Annotated in this window: 11 protein-coding genes; 3 read left to right on the forward strand and 8 right to left on the reverse strand. The window is 73.3% G+C overall.

Annotated features, from left to right (window positions below; all coding sequences use genetic code 11):
* Positions 1-160: 160 nt before the first annotated feature.
* Complete coding sequence (locus tag ACIRS1_RS38215; RefSeq protein WP_402847278.1) at positions 161-1,753, forward strand: LCP family protein; 1,593 nt, start codon at positions 161-163, stop codon at positions 1,751-1,753.
* Positions 1,754-1,798: 45 nt separating this feature from the next.
* On the opposite strand, the gene ACIRS1_RS38220 is transcribed toward ACIRS1_RS38215, so the two are convergent.
* The 4 genes from ACIRS1_RS38220 to ssuE form a co-directional block, all read right to left on the reverse strand.
* Positions 1,799-2,839, reverse strand: coding sequence for a glycosyltransferase family 2 protein (locus ACIRS1_RS38220; RefSeq protein WP_402847279.1), 1,041 nt, complete (start codon positions 2,837-2,839; stop codon positions 1,799-1,801).
* 369 nt (positions 2,840-3,208) lie between these two features.
* A complete protein-coding gene (locus ACIRS1_RS38225) occupies positions 3,209-5,779 on the reverse strand; it encodes an ABC transporter permease (RefSeq protein WP_402847286.1) in 2,571 nt (856 codons plus the stop codon).
* Positions 5,780-5,793: 14 nt separating this feature from the next.
* Positions 5,794-6,582, reverse strand: a complete 789-nt coding sequence (locus tag ACIRS1_RS38230) for an ABC transporter ATP-binding protein (protein WP_402847287.1) — start codon at positions 6,580-6,582, stop codon at positions 5,794-5,796.
* Between the two features lie 311 nt (positions 6,583-6,893).
* A complete protein-coding gene (gene ssuE / locus ACIRS1_RS38235; RefSeq protein WP_402847281.1) occupies positions 6,894-7,448 on the reverse strand; it encodes an NADPH-dependent FMN reductase in 555 nt (184 codons plus the stop codon).
* 494 nt (positions 7,449-7,942) lie between these two features.
* Between ssuE and ACIRS1_RS38240 the strand changes: the two genes are divergently transcribed.
* Positions 7,943-9,265, forward strand: a complete 1,323-nt coding sequence (locus tag ACIRS1_RS38240) for an LCP family protein (RefSeq protein ID WP_402847282.1) — start codon at positions 7,943-7,945, stop codon at positions 9,263-9,265.
* 146 nt (positions 9,266-9,411) lie between these two features.
* Here the strand turns inward: ACIRS1_RS38240 and ACIRS1_RS38245 are convergent, their stop codons facing one another.
* Positions 9,412-10,203, reverse strand: a complete 792-nt coding sequence (locus ACIRS1_RS38245) for an arylamine N-acetyltransferase (RefSeq protein WP_402847283.1) — start codon at positions 10,201-10,203, stop codon at positions 9,412-9,414.
* Between the two features lie 165 nt (positions 10,204-10,368).
* Positions 10,369-10,863, reverse strand: a complete 495-nt coding sequence (locus ACIRS1_RS38250; RefSeq protein ID WP_402847285.1) for a peptidylprolyl isomerase — start codon at positions 10,861-10,863, stop codon at positions 10,369-10,371.
* Between the two features lie 141 nt (positions 10,864-11,004).
* Between ACIRS1_RS38250 and ACIRS1_RS38255 the strand changes: the two genes are divergently transcribed.
* Complete coding sequence (locus ACIRS1_RS38255) at positions 11,005-11,400, forward strand: MerR family transcriptional regulator (protein ID WP_360222812.1); 396 nt, start codon at positions 11,005-11,007, stop codon at positions 11,398-11,400.
* Positions 11,401-11,418: 18 nt separating this feature from the next.
* Here ACIRS1_RS38255 and ACIRS1_RS38260 read toward each other — a convergent pair whose 3' ends face one another.
* On the reverse strand, positions 11,419-11,913 hold the full coding sequence (locus tag ACIRS1_RS38260) for a MarR family transcriptional regulator (protein ID WP_360222815.1): 495 nt from the start codon (positions 11,911-11,913) through the stop codon (positions 11,419-11,421).
* Positions 11,914-12,082: 169 nt separating this feature from the next.
* Positions 12,083-12,166: acyl-CoA dehydrogenase family protein (locus ACIRS1_RS38265; RefSeq protein ID WP_094743042.1), on the reverse strand; the 84-nt coding region annotated here is incomplete at its 5' end.

The following is a 12,166-nucleotide window of genomic DNA, read 5'->3' on the forward strand; positions in this document are numbered from 1 at the left end:
TGACCTGCGCAATCTGGCACAACGACCACACTGGTCAGCCCGTCATGCGCTCGCTGACCGCCTACGACCACTAACCCTTCGCATCATTCATCTAGTGTGTCCGGATCGGCCCGTCGTACGGGTGGGCCGGAGCCGTGGCCGGTCGAAGGTAGGGAACCCCGTGTACGAGGAGAAACCGGAAACCGGTCAGTACCGCGTCGACCCGGCCTCCGGGATCCCCCGCCAGCGCCGCCGCACGGCCGCCGAACCGACCGCCGCCCCCGCCGCCGAGGGGGGCCGCCGAGACTCCCGCCGCCGCGCGGCCGCCGCCGCCAAACGGGCCCGGCGCCGCCGGGTGCTCAAGTGGACCGCCGGGACGGGCGCCCTGGCGATGGTCGCGGGCTGCGGCGGCGCGTACTACCTGTACCAGCACTTCAACAGCAACATCACCTCCGTCAAGGTGCAGCTCGGCAGCGAGGAGGAGCGGCCCAAGGCCGCCGGGGAGGCGCTGAACGTCCTGGTGCTGGGCACCGACAGCCGGAAGGGCCTCGGGCGGGACTACGGCGACGAGGGCAGCAACGGGCACGCCGACACCACCCTGCTGTTCCACATCGCCAAGGACCGTTCCAACGCGACGGTGATCAGCATCCCGCGCGACCTGATGGTGCCGATCCCGGAGTGCCAGAGCGCCGACGGCAAGCGGATCCCGGGCGCCGCGCGGGACATGTTCAACAACAGCCTCGGTCAGGAGGGCCGCGACCCGGGCTGTTCGTGGAAGACCGTCGAGAAGGTCACCGGGATCCGGGTCGACCACTTCGTGCAGGTCAACTTCGAGGCGGTGAAGTCCCTCTCGACCGCGGTCGGCGGGGTCGAGGTGTGCGTGGCCAAGGACATCAACGACACGGACTCGCACCTGAGGATGAGCAAGGGCCGGCACGTGGTGCAGGGTGACGACGCGCTGGCCTTCGTCCGCACCCGGCACGCCGTCGGCTTCGGCGGGGACCTCACCCGGATCCCGCTCCAGCAGCAGTTCATCAGCTCGATGATCCGCAAGATCAAGAGCGACGACACCCTGACCAGCCCGAGCAAGCTCTACCGGCTCGCGGACGCCGCCACCAGGGCGCTCACCGTGGACTCCGGGATCGGCAGCGTCGACAAGCTGAAGGACCTCGCGCTGGACATCAGCAAGGTGGACACCAAGAACATCACCTTCGCCACCGTGCCCGTCCTGGACGACCCCCAGGACAAGGACCGCCTGGTGCTCAAGCAGCCCGACGCGGGACAGCTGTTCTCGATGATCGCCACCGACCGCTCGCTGACCGAGACCGCCGCCCCCGCCACGGCCGAACCCGCTCCGGCCGGCTCCGGGGAGGCCTCGCCGGCCGCCACGGCCCCGGCCGTGGACGCCAAGGCCGTCCGGGTCACGGTGCGCAACGGCAGCGGGACCCGCGGACAGTCCGGGCCGACCGTGGACCGGCTCCGGGCGAAGGGCTTCACCAAGGCGCTGACCGGCCCGGACGCACCCGCCGCGGCGACCACCTCGGTCTCCTACCCGACGGGCCAGGACGCCGCGGCCGCCGCGCTGGCCGCCGCCCTCGGAGTGCCCGGCGACGCCGTCCGGCCGGACCCGAAGGCGGACCCGAAGGGCCCGCTGGTGGTCGTGCTCGGCAAGGACGTGCTGGCCGCACCGACCACCGCCCCGGCCGCGCCCACCGAGGCGCCGAAGGACCTCCAGCGGGTGCAGGCGGACGACACCGACGTCTGCGCCAAGTAGCCCGGCCGCCGCGGCCGTTGCGGCGGGGCGGCCGGGCCGGGAGGCTCAACCGGCCTTGGAGAGCACGTCCTTGGAGGCCGGTCCGACGCTGTCTATCACCCGGCGGGCCAGCTTCCGGGGCGAGGTGAGGAAGCCGAAGCCCCAGCTGAGGTGCATCGTCCCGAGCGCCACCGGCAGCAGCGCCTTGGCCTTGAGGGACAGGCCGCGGCCCTCGACCAGGCCGCCGCCGAGGATGCCCAGCAGGTAGGCGCCCGGCACCGCGAGGAAGGCCGGGTGGACGGCGGCGCCCAGCACCAGGCCGAGCGTCACCGCCAGGAGGGCGGCCGGCGGGGCCAGGTAGCGCAGGTTGACCGAGCCGCGGTGGTAGCGGGTGACCACTCGGCGCCAGCGGCCGTAGTCCTTGTACTGCTTGGCGAGCGCCCGCACCGAGGGACGGGGCCGGTACGTCACCTTCAGCTGGGGGGTGAACCAGACCAGCCCGCCGTCCTGGCGGATCCGGTAGTTGAGCTCCCAGTCCTGGGCGCGGATGAACTCCTCGTTGTAACCGCCGAGCCGCTCCAGCACCTCCCGCCGGAACACCCCGAGGTAGACGGTGTCCGCCGGGCCGGCCAGACCGCCGGTGTGGAAGGCGGCGTTGCCGACGCCGATCTTGGAGGTCATCGCGGCGGCGACCGCGTTCTCCCACTCGGTCTCGCCCTCGGCGTGCATGATGCCGCCGACGTTGGCGGCCTCCATCTCGCCGAGCAGCCGCACCGCCGTGGTGATGTAGCCGGGGGTCAGCAGGCCGTGACCGTCCACGCGCACCACTATCGGGTGGTGCGACCCGCGGATCGCGGCGTTCAGCCCTGCGGGGGTGCGGCCGGTGGGGTTCGCCACGGTGCGTACCCGCGGGTCCTCCGCCACCAGTTCGGCCGCGATCTCCGCGGTCCGGTCGGTGGACGGACCGAGGGCGATCACCACCTCCATCGGCCCGGGGTACTCCTGATCCAGGATGCGCCGAACCGCCGTACGCAGGTGTCGTTCCTCGTTGAGCACCGGCATGATCACGGAGACAGCCGGCAGCTCCTCAGCAGCCTTGGTGTTCATCGGGGCCAACCGTACCGGTGCGGACGCGTCTCCGTCTTGTCCCGGTCTGGGCGGCCGGAGGCACCCCTGTCCACGGGGCCGGTCCGGTGATCACGGCCACCGTACTCCGCCCGCCTTCCGGGGCCGCATCCGGGGCGGGCCGGACCGGTTCCGGAGGCCCGAACCGGGCCGGAACCGGGCGCTGCGGGCCCTCCGGGCGGGCTCCGGAGGCCGTCGGCGCGGGTTCGGTGCAGGTTCGGCGCAGGTTCGGCGCACGTGGTGAACGGCGGTGAATACCCGGGGGCCGGGCGCTGTGCGCACCCGGCCCCCGTTCCCCCGTTCCCCAGTTCCCCCGTTCCCCCCGGGAGGGCGGCTCCCCCGGCCGCCGGCTCAGTCCGTCGCGATGGCCGCGAGGACGTTCATCCGCCCGGCCCGGAAGGCCGGGACGAGGGCGGCGACCAGGCCGATCACCCCGGAGGCGACCAGCGTGACCGCGATCGTGGTGGTCGGCACCGAGAGCGTGTCCAGCCCCTGGTCCCGCAGCACCCGCTGGGCGGTGACGCCCCAGGCCAGGCCGAGCCCGGTGCCGAGGACCGCGCCGAACACCGCGATCACCACGGACTCCAGCCGGATCATCCGGCGCAGCTGGCGGCGGGAGAGCCCGATCGCCCGCAGCAGACCGATCTCGCGGGTCCGCTCGACCACCGACAGCGCGAGGGTGTTGACCACCCCGAGGACGGCGACCGTGATGGAGAGGCCGACCAGGCCGTAGATCAGGTAGAGCAGGGTGTTGACCTGCGACTGCACGACCTCCTTGTAGCCCGCCTGGTCCTTGACGGTCAGCTGCGGGTACTCCTTGAGCGCGCCCTCCAGGGCGGTCAGCGTCCGGGCCACGTCGGCGCCGGCGGAGGCCTTGGCGAAGAAGGTCCACACCGGCGGCTGCTCGGCGGCCGGGACCACCCGGGCCATGGTGTCGAAGTCGACGAAGGAGCCGTCGCCGAACAGCGAGCCCTTCGCGAGGACCGCACCGACCGGCAGCACCTGGGTGCGGCCCTGGCCGTAGGCGACGGTGACCCGGTCGCCGAGCGTCAGGTGGTGGTCCGCGGCGAAGGCCTCGCCGACGCCCAGCGAGCCGCGCCCGATGGCGTCCACCGACCCGGAGACGACCGGGAGGTGGAAGTCGGTGCCGAAGAACGCGGGCGGCACGGCGGTGAGCTCGGTCCTGGCGCTGCTGCCGTCCGGCAGCAGGAGCCTGGGGGCGAAGTTCTTCTGGGTGGTGACGTGGTCGATGCCCGGGGTCCGGCGGACCGCGTCCAGCATCTCGTCGGTGACCGCGGTGCGGCCGCCCTGGACGATGTAGTCCGCACCGACCGAGCGGTCGATCTGGGCGTTGGCCGAGGTGACCGCCGAGGCGCTGAACACCGAGGAGCCGATCACCAGCGCCAGTCCGATCATCAGCGCGGCGGCGGTGGCGCCGGTACGACGCGGGTTGCGCATCGCGTTGCGCTGGGCGAGCCGGCCGGACGGGCCGAACAGGGCCGGCAGCAGCGCACCGAGCACCCGGACCACCACGGTGGCCAGCAGCGGCCCGAGCACCACGAAGCCGATCAGGGTGAGCAGCACGCCCAGGCCCAGGTACTCCCCACCGGTGGCCGCCTTCTCAGCCCGCGCACCGAGCACCAGCAGCGCGCCGCCGCCCGCCGTCAGGACCAGGCCGAGGACGGTGCGGACCAGGGCGGCCCGGCCCTCCGCCGGCGTCCCGTGGTCGCGCAGGGCCGCCATCGGCGCGATCCGGCTCGCCCGGCGCGCCGGGACCCAGGCCGCCACCAGGGTGACCACGATGCCCAGGGCGTACCCCGCGACGAACGGGCTCGGGCCGATCTGCAGGTCGCTCGCCCGCAGGTCCATGCCGATCGCGTTCATCAGCCGGATCAGGCCGACCGCGATCCCCAGCCCCGCACCGACCCCGAGGGTCGAGCCGAGCAGGCCCAGGATCAGCGCCTCCATCAGCACCGAGCGGTTCACCTGCCGGCGGCTGCCGCCGATGGCGCGCAGCAGGCCGATCTCCCGGGTGCGCTGGGCGACCAGCATCGAGAAGGTGTTGATGATCAGGAAGCCGCCGACGAACGCCGAGATCAGCGCGAAGCCGAGCATCGCGTTCTTCATGAAGTCGAGGCCGCTGCCGACGCTCTTGGCGTTCTCGTCCTGCTGCTCGGCCGCCGTCTTCACCTGGTAGCCGGTGCCCAGCCGGGCCAGGGCGTCGGCCTTGAGCAGGTCGTTGCCGCGGCTGCCGTCGCCGAACGCCTCGACCGAGGTGAAGGCCTGCTCGCCGAGCAGCACCCGCTGTGCCGTCGGGGTGTCCAGGAAGGCCAGCGCCGCGCCCGGGTTGGTCGTGGTGAAGGTGGCGATGCCCGCGACGGTGAACTCGTGCCGGCCGCCCGGGTCGTCGACCCGCAGCCGGGCACCGAGGCCGAGCTTCGCCTTCTTCGCGGTGTCCGCGTCCAGGACCAGCTCGCCGGAGTTCTGCGGGGCGTGGCCCTGCGTGATGCGCACGGGGGTGCGCGGGGTCTCGGTCCAGTTGCCGACCAGGGTCGGCGCACCACTGGTCGGACCGACGAGCTTGTCGGTGGCCGGGTCGACCAGGGTCGCGTCCTGGACCATGACCTGGCCGACCGCCGTCCGCACCCCGGGCACCGCGGCGACCTGCTGGACGACCGCCACCGGGACGGTCCGCGGCTTGCCGGCGGCCTGCTGCTCCTCGTCCTCGGCCGGCTTGGGCGGCTGGACGGAGACGTCGGAGGCGGTCGCGGCGAAGAGCTTGTCGAAGGTGCTGGTCGCGGTCTCGGAGAAGAGCAGGGTGCCGGAGACGAAGGCCACCGACAGCACCACGGCGACGAGCGAGAGGGCCATCCGGCCCTTGTGGGCGAAGAAGCTCCGCAGAGCGGTTCTGAGCAGCACGATGGTGTCCCGCCCGCTCAGCTGGTGCGCTTGCCGTCGAAACGGCGCATGCGTTCGAGGACGGAGTCGGCGGTGGGCGCGTGCATCTCGTCGACGATCACGCCGTCGGCGAGGAAGAGCACGCGGTCCGCGTAGCCCGCGGCGACCGGGTCGTGGGTGACCATCACGATGGTCTGGCCCAGCTCGTCCACGGAGCGGCGCAGGAAGGTCAGCACCTCGGCGCCGGCCCGGGAGTCCAGGTTGCCGGTGGGCTCGTCCCCGAAGATGATCTCCGGCCGGGCGGCCAGGGCCCGGGCCACGGCGACGCGCTGCTGCTGGCCGCCGGACAGCTGGGCCGGGCGGTGCCGGAGCCGGCCCGCCAGGCCGACGGTCTCCACCACCTGGTCGAGCCAGGCCGTGTCCGGCCGGCGGCCGGCGATGTCCATCGGCAGCGTGATGTTCTCCAGCGCGGTCAGCGTGGGGAGCAGGTTGAACGCCTGGAAGATGAAGCCGATCTTGTCCCGGCGGAGCCTGGTCAGCTGCTTGTCCTTCAGCCCGGTGATCTCGGTGTCGCCGATCCGGATCCGGCCGCTGCTGACCGTGTCCAGGCCCGCCAGGCAGTGCATCAGGGTCGACTTGCCGGAGCCCGAGGGGCCCATGATCGCGGTGAACCGGCCGCGCTGGATGTCCACGTCCACCGCGTCGAGCGCGGTGACCCTGGTCTCGCCGGCGCCGTAGGCCTTGGTGACCTGGCGGCCCGACGCGGCGACGGCGGGGACGCCGCCGGGAAGCTGGGGGTCGTACACGGCTGCTGCTGCCGTCGTCACTGGAGTCTCCTCGGATGTGGGCCCGCCCGTCGACCCCGGCCGGCCCGCCCGCGGGCATGCCGCGGGAAGGAGTCGTCGACCGGGAGTTGACCCCACCCACCGGTTCCGGCGGGCGCCGGCTCCCGGGAGAACCTCGCCCCTCGTCGGTACGAGCGGGGACGTCCACAACGGTAGGAGCGGCGGCCGGCGGGCTCGTCATCCGCCGGAATGAAGCCGCCCAACCAAGGTTCTACGGGGCGCGACGCCCCTCCCCCTAGGGGGTGCCGCGCCCCGTCTCCGGGACGCCCCGTACGGGGCCCGCGACGGACTCCTCAGCCGGTCAGCGCCGGCACCGCCTGCCGTTCCAGGGCGTGGGCGAAGCCCTCCACGACCGGGGTCAGCAGGGCGTCGGTCGCGCGCTCGACCAGGGTCGTGCCGTCCTCCCGGGCGGTGATGTGGCGGTCGAGCACGAACCAGCCCTGGGTCACGTGGCCGGCCCCCATCGAGCTGAGCACCGGGCGCAGCGCGTAGTCCACCGCCAGCACGTGCGCGGGCGAGCCGCCGGTGGCCAGCGGCAGGACGGCCTTGCCGGCCAGCGCGTACTGCGGGAGCACGTCCAGCAGCGCCTTCAACAGGCCCGAGTAGGCGGCCTTGTAGACGGGGGTGCCGATGACGACGCCGTCGGCCCGGGCGAACAGCTCGGTGACCGCGACGATCTCCGGGTGGTCGAAGTCGCCGGACAGCAGGGCGTGCGCGGGCAGGGAACGCGCCTCGAAGGGGACGACGTGGTGGCCGCGGGCCTCCAGGAGCGCGTCGACGTGGCGGAGCAGCCGGGTGGTCCGGGACGTGGCGGACGGGGAGCCGGAAACGGACAGGACGGTGGCCATGGGTTCACCTCTGGCTGGAAGCGGGGGCGGCGCGGCGCGGGTGCCGTCGGCGGGGACGGTGCGGGCCGGGGCCGGAGGAAGGGTGTCCGGGCGTCGGTGGGGGTACGCCGGGGTGGTTCGGTGGGCGCGCTTCAGCCGCGACAGAGCGAACAGGCCACACCACGCCGCAGGTCGACGTACCGCCGACGCGTGAGTGCCCAACGCTGATCCATGCCGAAATGCAAACACGGGCCGTTCGAGCCGGTCAAGAATCGTTTCGCCCGTTGAACGGCGGGTGACCGGCTGCGGCGGGCGACCGGGCCGAGCGGCTGGCGGACCGGCGGGTCACCCGGCGCACCTCCGGCGCCGCCCGCGCGCCGGGCGCTCCCCGCCGTGGTGCGGGCGCGCGGACCTTGCCTCGGAACGATCCGACACGTGCATCAAAACTGCTACAAGAGGCCTGGCGGGCCACCCGGGGGGAGTCACCGCGACCGGGGTCGGGCATCCTCGACCACATGAACACGTGGCAGGAGGGCCGCCCGGGCGGCGGCGGGAACCCGTACGGCGGCGGGAACCCGTATGGGGGCGGCGGCAACGGCGGCGCGTACGGGCACGGCGGCACGGCGGCCGAGCCGCCGCTGCCGTCCTCGCTGAACCCGCGCGGACCGGCGGCTCCGGCCCCGCGGCAGCCGGAGCCTCCGTCCCGCCTCGGCGGTGTCCCGCCGCAGGGTCCGGGCGGCCGGCCCGACGGGCCGGGGAGACCCGGGGGTCCGGCCGGGCCCGGCGGACCGGGCGGCCCCGGTGGACCGGGCGGGCCCGCCGGTACCCGGCCCGCCCCCGCGCCGTCCGGTCGCTGGCCGCGGCGCCGGATCGTCAAGTGGTCGGTCTTCGGCCTGCTGATCGCCGTCATGGTGACCGCCGTGTCCACCTGGTTCTGGGCCGACTCCAAGCTCAACCACGAGAACGTGCTGGCCGACTACCCCGGCCGCCCGGCGGCCGGCAAGGGCACCAACTGGCTGATCGTCGGCTCCGACAGCCGCCAGGGCCTCTCCGAGGGCGAGCAGGACGACCTGCACACCGGCCACGACGAGGGCAAGCGCAGCGACTCGATGATGATCCTGCACGTCGGGGACAACGGGAACACCCTGATGAGCATCCCGCGCGACTCCTGGGTGCCGATCCCGGACCACCCCGGCAGCAACGGCAAGACCGTCAAGGGCACCACCGCCAAGATCAACTCGGCCTTCGGTGCCGGCGGCGGGCGGCTGCTCGTCCAGACCGTCGAGCTCAACACCGGCATCCGCATCGACCACTACGCGGAGATCGGCTTCGCCGGCTTCGTCGGCATCGTCGACTCCATCGGCGGCGTCGAGATGCACATCGACCAGGACGTCAAGGACAAGGACTCCGGCCTCGACCTCAAGGCCGGCGACCAGACCCTCAACGGCAAGCAGGCCCTCGCCTTCGTCCGCCAGCGCCACCAGATGGCCGACCAGGACCTCGGCCGGATGCGCAACCAGCAGAAGTTCCTCGGCGCCCTCGCCCACCAGGCCGCCTCCCCCGGCACCGTGCTCAACCCGTTCACGCTCTACCCGCTGATCGACGCCGGCCTCGGCACCCTGATCGTCGACGACGACGCCGGGCTCACCGACCTCGGCTCGCTCTTCCTCGCCATGAAGGACGTCAACGGCGGCGGCGGCCGGAGCATCACCGTCCCGATCGGCAACGCCGACTTCCGGACCAAGACCGGCGAGTCGGCGGTCCAGTGGGACGCCAACAAGTCCAAGCAGGTCTTCGACGCCTTCAAGAACGACACCGCGGTGCCGGACTTCAAGTGACCCTCCGCGGCAGGCCCTTCGCGGCCGGCCCTTCGTGACGCGGACCGGCCGCACCGCCGCCGGTCACCGCCACCGCCACCGCCCCCGGACCACCCGGTCCGGGGGCGGTGGCGTGCCCGGCCCGGGCGGTGCCCGCCCGGCGGCGCTCAGCCCGGCAGGCGGTCGAGGGTGATGCCGAAGTGGTCCCGGTACGCCTCCAGGGCCCCGGCGTCGGCGAGTTGCTCCTCGCTGCGGGTGCCGTCCGGGGCGGTGCGCAGGAGCTTCCTGCCGTTGAGGGTGATCCGGCCGCCGTCCTCGGCGAGGAGCGAGCAGGTCGTGCCCCGGGCGAACGGGGAGTCGGGCGAGGTGCTGTGCCACCAGCAGGTGGGGAGGAAGTCCCGGAGCGGGTGGGTCAGGCCGTCCAGCCGGTACTGCGGCGTACCGTCCATCAGGACGTCGAGTTCGCCGTGCTCGCCGTACGGGGCGACGGTGAACGTGCCGTGCGGGTCCGCCTGTTCGGCGCGCTCGTCGAGGAGCAGCGGCCGGCGGCTGAACCGGCCGAAGCCGACGTCCACCAGCCAGGGGCGGTCCAGCTCGACCCGCAGTGCGAGGTGGTCGTACGGCAGTCCGGGCCGGTCACCGTCGAAGACCCGGCCGGCCAGCAGGCTCACCCGGTAGCCCAGGGAGCGGAGCAATTCGGCGAAGGCGCCGTTGAGTTCGTAGCAGAAGCCGCCGCGCCGGCGGGTCACGACCTTGTCCACCAGCAGGCCCGGCTCCAGGACGATCGGCTCGCCGAGGTGGATGCTCAGGTTCTCGAAGGGCACGGCGCGCAGGTGGGCGAGCTGCAGCCGCGCGAGGGCCTCCGGGGACGGTGCACCCGGGTCGGGCAGGGCGATGCGGTCGAGGTAGGCGGCCCGCCGGTCCGGCGTGAGGCCTTCGTGGGGCTTCTCGTGATCCATCCGGCCATTCCACCCGGCCCCGCGGCCGGCCGCCATCGTCCTTTCGACCTACGGCGCGAGCCGCAGGGGGCCGCAGGGCGGCGGGAACGCCACCGCCCCGGAGCGGGAAGTCGGATCGACGGACTTCCCGCTCCCGGGGCGGTACGCGTCGGCGTGCGGGTGTGACTACTCGACGACGCCGGACTTGGCGATGGTGATCTTCGCCGAGGTGCGGCCGCTCTGCGAGCCCTTGGACTCGACGAGCTTCACGATGTCCATGCCCTCGACGACCTCGCCGAAGACGACGTGCTTGCCGTCCAGCCAGTCGGTCACGATGGTGGTGATGAAGAACTGCGAGCCGTTGGTGTTGCGGCCGGCGTTGGCCATCGACAGCAGGCCCGGGCGGTCGTGCTTGAGCTGGAAGTTCTCGTCGGCGAACTTCTCGCCGTAGATGCTCTTGCCACCGGTGCCGTTGTGGTTGGTGAAGTCACCGCCCTGCAGCATGAACTGCGGGATCACGCGGTGGAAGCCGGAGCCCTCGTAGCCGAAGCCGTTCTGGCCGGTGGCGAGCTCGCGGAAGTTGCGGGCGGTCTTGGGGACGACGTCGTCGTACAGCTTGAAGACGATGCGGCCCGACGGAACGCCGTCGATCTCGATGTCGAAGAAAACGTTGGAAGCCATGCAGGGATCATGGCACGACCGGCGGGCCGCCGCGCGGTACCCCCGGTGGGCCGCCGCGCGGAGGTGTCGTGCTAGCCGGGCGGCCGGGGAGGCTAGCATCCGTCCCGGGTTGACGTGTTGGGCCACGGCGGCGGGGGCGGCATGCGGATCGGCGAACTGGCGGCACGGACGGGCGTGAGCGAACGCTCGCTGCGCTACTACGAGGAGCAGGGCCTGCTGTTCCCCACCCGGACGCTCGGCGGGCACCGCGAGTACCCGGACGGGGCGGTGGACCGGGTCGTCCTCATCCAGGAGCTGTTCGCGGCCGGGCTGCACAGCCGCAAGATCCACGAGATCCTCCCCTGCATGCGCGACCGCGACGGCGGGCCCAACGAGGTCGCCACCCCGCGGCTGGTCGAGGAGCTCACCGCCGAGCGCGACCGGATCGACCGGATGATCACCGACCTGGTGCGCTCGCGCGAGGTGCTGGACGAGGTGATCAGGACGGCCTCGGAGCGGGCCGCTCCGGGCTCCGCACCGGACCGCCGGGCCCGCTGACCCCGGTCGGCGGGCCCGCTAACCGGCCGGCGGGGCCGCGGGCCCCGGCGCGGTGGGTCGCGGCGGCTGCTTCAGCTTGCGCCAGACCGCCTCCAGGGCCGCGATGTCCCCCTCGTCGAGCCGGTCGGTGAAGAGCGGGGCGAGCACCGCGCGCCGGGTCGCGTCCGCCTCGGCGAAGGCCGCCCGGCCCTGTTCGGTCAACTCGATCCGCACCGACCGGGCGTCGGTGGCGGAGGGCGTGCGGTGGACCAGGCCGCGCGCGGCGAGGGCGTCCACGACCCGGGAGACCTGGCTGCGGCTGAGCATGGTCTTCGCCCCGAGGTCGGAGGAGGCGACCGGCTCCCGCTGCCCGTTCAGCCAGAGCATCACCTCGAACCAGGACAGCGCCAGCCCGTGCCTGCGGGTGAGCGCGCGGTCCACCTCGGCCGCGAGGGTGGTGCCGGCCCAGACCAGGCCGTAGAAGACGTGGTCCTGCTCGGAGAGCGGGCCCAGGGTGAGGTCGGCACGGTTCATGGCGTTCATCGTACCGAGGTGCGTGCGTGTACACAGATCCCCGGCCCCGCGCCGCGCACCGGATCACCGCCCGCGGCCGTCGCGCGGATTCCGGGCGGCGCCGGCGGGGACGCGCACGGCCCCCGGCCGCGGCGTGCGGTCGGGGGCCGGTGCGCCCCGGGGGGGTGCGTTACGGCAGGTTGCGGGCCATGACGATGCGCTGGACCTGGTTGGTGCCCTCGTAGATCTGCGTGATCTTCGCGTCCCGCATCAT

Source organism: Kitasatospora sp. NPDC101176, assembly GCF_044768035.1.
In the GTDB taxonomy this organism is placed as follows: Bacteria; Actinomycetota; Actinomycetes; order Streptomycetales; family Streptomycetaceae; genus Kitasatospora.

Excerpts from the sequence above, each read along its gene's own strand:
- ACIRS1_RS38220 (WP_402847279.1), bottom strand. The coding sequence starts at position 2,839 with ATGAACACCAAGGCTGCTGAGGAGCTGCCGGCTGTCTCCGTGATCATG.
- ACIRS1_RS38245 (WP_402847283.1), bottom strand. The coding sequence starts at position 10,203 with ATGGATCACGAGAAGCCCCACGAAGGCCTCACGCCGGACCGGCGGGCC.
- ssuE (WP_402847281.1), bottom strand. The coding sequence starts at position 7,448 with ATGGCCACCGTCCTGTCCGTTTCCGGCTCCCCGTCCGCCACGTCCCGG.
- ACIRS1_RS38250 (WP_402847285.1), bottom strand. The coding sequence starts at position 10,863 with ATGGCTTCCAACGTTTTCTTCGACATCGAGATCGACGGCGTTCCGTCG.
- ACIRS1_RS38260 (WP_360222815.1), bottom strand. The coding sequence starts at position 11,913 with ATGAACCGTGCCGACCTCACCCTGGGCCCGCTCTCCGAGCAGGACCAC.
- ACIRS1_RS38255 (WP_360222812.1), top strand. The coding sequence starts at position 11,005 with ATGCGGATCGGCGAACTGGCGGCACGGACGGGCGTGAGCGAACGCTCG.
- ACIRS1_RS38240 (WP_402847282.1), top strand. The coding sequence starts at position 7,943 with ATGAACACGTGGCAGGAGGGCCGCCCGGGCGGCGGCGGGAACCCGTAC.